Annotated in this window: 5 protein-coding genes; all 5 read left to right on the plus strand. The window is 48.0% G+C overall.

What is annotated here, in order from left to right:
• A partial coding sequence (gene murD, locus C1T29_RS09475) for a UDP-N-acetylmuramoyl-L-alanine--D-glutamate ligase (protein ID WP_208945664.1) occupies positions 1–637 on the plus strand: 637 nt, incomplete at its 5' end.
• A gap of 52 nt (positions 638–689) precedes the next feature.
• Complete coding sequence (gene spoVE / locus C1T29_RS09480; RefSeq protein ID WP_208945665.1) at positions 690–1790, plus strand: stage V sporulation protein E; 1101 nt, start codon at positions 690–692, stop codon at positions 1788–1790.
• A gap of 71 nt (positions 1791–1861) precedes the next feature.
• On the plus strand, positions 1862–2962 hold the full coding sequence (gene murG / locus C1T29_RS09485) for an undecaprenyldiphospho-muramoylpentapeptide beta-N-acetylglucosaminyltransferase (protein WP_035338829.1): 1101 nt from the start codon (positions 1862–1864) through the stop codon (positions 2960–2962).
• A 28-nt stretch (positions 2963–2990) separates the two neighbouring features.
• A complete protein-coding gene (gene murB / locus C1T29_RS09490) occupies positions 2991–3902 on the plus strand; it encodes a UDP-N-acetylmuramate dehydrogenase (RefSeq protein ID WP_035338828.1) in 912 nt (303 codons plus the stop codon).
• A 206-nt stretch (positions 3903–4108) separates the two neighbouring features.
• On the plus strand, positions 4109–4476 hold a 368-nt coding region (locus C1T29_RS09495), incomplete at its 3' end, for a cell division protein FtsQ/DivIB (RefSeq protein WP_208945666.1).

The raw sequence follows: 4476 nt of genomic DNA on the forward strand, positions 1-4476 counted from the left end.
GACTGTGTATCTTTCGGTCCGCCGGACACTTGAGCGCGGAGCGTGCGTGAAAGACGGCGTGATCATGTTTAACGGTGAACCGGTCATGCCGCTTGAAGACGTCGTTTTGCCGGGAGAGCACAATTTGGAGAACATTTTGGCCGCCCTTTGCATTGTTAAAACCGCAGGCGTCTCCGATGAGGCCGTCCGCAAGGTGCTGACGAGCTTTACCGGTGTAAAGCACAGGATGCAATACGTCGCGACGATCAAAAACAGACTGTTTTACAATGACAGCAAAGCGACAAACATTCTTGCGACCAAAAAAGCGCTGTCCGCCTTTCAAAAGCCGGTCATTTTGCTGGCAGGGGGGCTTGACCGCGGAAATGAATTCGATGAACTAAAGCCGCATATGTCTTTTGTCAAAGCGGTGATCACATTCGGCGAGACCGCACCGAAGTTTGAGAAGCTGGCCGAAGAAATGGGAATACAACAGGTTAAACGTGTCGATAATGTTGAACAAGCAGCAACTGCGGCGTTCAGCCTGTCAGACGAAGGAGATGTCATTCTTCTGTCCCCGGCCTGTGCAAGCTGGGATCAGTACAAAACATTTGAAGAACGTGGTGACATGTTTGTAAACGCCGTGCATATGCTTAAATAAGGGCTTGTCTCGTAAAGATAGCCCTAAGAATTAGAGCTTGGGGTGTTCGGCTTTGCAAACAAAAAAAACGTCACCGGATTTTTTGCTGGTTATCATTACGCTATTGCTTTTAACAATTGGACTGATTATGGTATACAGCGCCAGTGCAGTATGGGCGACTTACAAATACGACGACTCCTTTTTCTTTGCGAAACGGCAGCTTTTATTTGCCGGCATCGGAGTCATCGCCATGTTTTTCATCATGAATGTCGACTACTGGACGTGGAGAACTTATGCGAAAATACTGATCATAGTATGTTTCTTTCTGCTCATCATCGTCCTTGTTCCCGGGATCGGCATGGAACGGAACGGGTCGAGGAGCTGGATCGGAGTCGGCGCTTTCAGCATTCAGCCGTCCGAGTTTATGAAGCTCGCGATGATCGCATTTTTGGCCAAGTTTTTATCTGAAAAGCAAAAGAATATTACATCGTTTAGAACAGGCGGCGTGCCGGCGCTGGGTATTGGCTTTTCAGCTTTTTTGATCATCATGATGCAGCCTGACCTTGGAACAGGAACCGTAATGGTCGGCACATGCATCATTATGATCTTCGTCGCGGGTGCGAGAATTTCACACTTCGTTTTTCTCGGTCTTCTGGGTCTGAGCGGCTTTGTCGGCCTTGTGCTGTCGGCGCCGTACCGGATCAAAAGGATCACTTCATACTTGAACCCTTGGGAGGACCCTTTGGGGAGCGGCTTTCAAATCATTCAGTCTCTTTATGCGGTGGGGCCCGGCGGGCTGTTCGGCCTCGGCCTCGGCCAGAGCAGGCAAAAGTTTTTTTATCTGCCTGAGCCGCAGACAGATTTTATTTTCGCGATTTTATCAGAGGAGCTCGGCTTTATCGGCGGATCGCTGATTCTTTTGCTCTTCAGCGTTCTATTATGGAGAGGCATCAGAATCGCGCTCGGTGCGCCCGATTTATACGGCAGTTTTGTCGCCGTCGGCGTCATTTCGATGATAGCGATTCAGGTTATGATCAATATTGGCGTCGTGACCGGCCTGATTCCTGTTACAGGCATCACGCTTCCGTTTTTAAGTTATGGCGGTTCATCACTGACCTTGATGCTTATGGCGGTCGGCGTGCTGCTGAATGTCAGCAGGTATTCTAGATACTAGATTTTGGCGATAACCCTGTTGCGAGATAGCAGGGTTATCGGCGTGTACATAAGGAATAAGGGGGAGAACAGATGCGGATTGTTGTTAGCGGAGGCGGAACGGGCGGCCATATTTACCCCGCCCTTGCGTTTATTAAAGAAGTGAAACGGCATCATGAAGATGTTGAGTTTTTATATATCGGAACCGAAAAAGGCCTGGAGAAAAATATCGTCGAGCGGGAAGGGATCCCTTTCAAGGCGATTGAAATTACGGGTTTTAAAAGAAAGCTGTCATTTGAAAACGTCAAAACCGTCATGCGCTTTTTAAAGGGTGTAAAAGAATGCAAAAAAGAATTAAAACGGTTTAAGCCCGACGCGGTGATCGGCACGGGCGGTTACGTGTGCGGACCCGTGGTATACGCCGCTTCAAAACTGGGGATTCCGACGATTATCCACGAACAAAACAGCCTTCCCGGACTCACCAATAAGTTTTTATCCAAATATGTTGATAAGGTAGCGATTTGTTTTGATGAAGCGAAAACACATTTTCCTGCAGAAAAAGTTGTTTTTACAGGAAACCCGAGGGCGTCTGAAGTCGTCTCTATAAATGGGGGCCGTTCCCTGACCGCTTTAGGTCTTTCAGAAGGCAAAAAAACGGTCCTTATTTTCGGAGGCAGCCGCGGTGCCGCTCCGATCAATGAAGCGGTTATCGCGATGCAAAACGAATTAAAAAAGCGGGATTACCAGGTTCTTTATGTCACAGGGGAAGTTCACTATGATAAAGTAACAGCTGCGCTTAAAAAAGAAGGCCCCGCTCCGAATATGGTCGTTCAGCCATTTCTCCATCAAATGCCCGAGTACTTAAAAGAGTTCGAAGTCGTCGTGGCACGTGCGGGAGCAACGACAATAGCGGAAATCACCGCGCTCGGCATTCCAAGCGTATTGATTCCGAGTCCGCACGTTACGGCCAACCACCAGGAAGTGAACGCACGTTCACTAGGAGAGCAGAACGCCGCTGTCGTTTTAAAAGAATCAGAGCTTAATGGAGACCGCTTAATTCAGGCGATCGATCATATTTTACAAGACGAAAAAACGCTGCAAGAGATGAAGAGCCGCGCGAAGTCGCTTGGCGTGCCGGACGCGGCCGAACGCTTGTACAATGTGCTGAAAGAACTGAAACATCATGCAAAATGATAAGACAGAAGGATTTTGGAGGTTTTCGATGGATAAGGTGATACAAGAATTAAAAGAACTTGAAGTCGGCAAAGTTCTGGAAAACGAGCCGCTCAGCAACCATACTACGATTAAAATCGGAGGACCGGCTGACGTGCTGGTGGTTCCGAAAAACATTCAAGCTGTCAAAGATACGATGAAGGTGATCAAGAAGCACGGCATCAAGTGGACGGCCATCGGCAGAGGCTCGAATCTTCTTGTCCTCGATGAAGGGATAAGAGGCGTTGTCATCAAGCTCGGACAGGGGCTTGACCATATGGAAATCGACGGCGAGCAAGTAACGGTCGGCGGCGGCTACTCTGTCGTAAGGCTTGCGACAGGCATCAGCAAAAAAGGGCTTTCCGGCCTCGAGTTTGCCGCGGGCATTCCGGGTTCGGTCGGCGGAGCGGTTTACATGAATGCCGGAGCCCACGGTTCTGATATCAGCAGGGTATTGGTGAAAGCATTGATCCTGTTTGAAGACGGAACGATCGATTGGCTGACGAATGAAGAGATGGCGTTCAGCTACCGCACGTCCATCCTGCAAAACGAGCGGCCGGGCATATGTCTTGAAGCCGTTCTCCAGCTGGAGCAAAAAGAACGCGATGAGATCGTTGCGCAAATGCAGAAAAACAAAGACTACCGAAAAGAAACGCAGCCTGTGTCCAACCCTTGCGCAGGCAGCATCTTCAGAAACCCGCTGCCTGAACATGCGGGCCGGCTAGTAGAAGAGGCTGGTTTGAAAGGCCATCAGATCGGCGGGGCAAAGGTTTCAGAGATGCACGGCAATTTTATCGTCAACGCAGGCGGCGCAACAGCACAAGACGTCCTGGATTTGATTGCATTCATTCAAAAAACGATTAAAGAAAAATACGATATCGACATGCACACTGAGGTCGAAATTATCGGAGAAAAACGGTAAACGGCCTCTCTACTTCAGATCGCCTTATGATATAATGTATGAAACAAACAAGCAAACGGCATCCTAGTATGTCGTTTGTTTCGCTAAATGGAAGCTTTTTAGCTTGCCCCGTGCTTTCATATGTCGAAAAGCGCGTCATTTTTTCGAACAAAAATAAGCAAATAAAAGTCTTTTTGTCTGCTTTATTAACCCTGAGGTGAGCCTACGTGAAACCCGGTATTGATAAAGAAAAAGTAGTGAATATAGAAGAACGGATTCCCAAAATCAAAGAACAGCGAAAGCAAAAGGCAAACCGCCGGCTGATCACCTTTATTCTGCTCTTTTTCACGATGATGCTGATCATCATTTACCTGCAGACGCCGATCAGCAAAGTTTCGACGGTAGAGATCAAAGGAAACAAAAACGTTTCAAAAGACCAGATCATTTCCCTGTCTTCGATCCATAAAGGACAGACGGAATTCTGGAGTCTGAGCAAGCAAAAAGCCGCAGAAAAGATCGAGCAGAATAAATTGATCAAAAAAGCCGAAATCTCTAAACAGCTGCCCAACAAAATCGCCATCTCCATCGAAGAGTA

The sequence above is a fragment of the Bacillus sp. MBGLi79 genome, assembly GCF_002953915.1.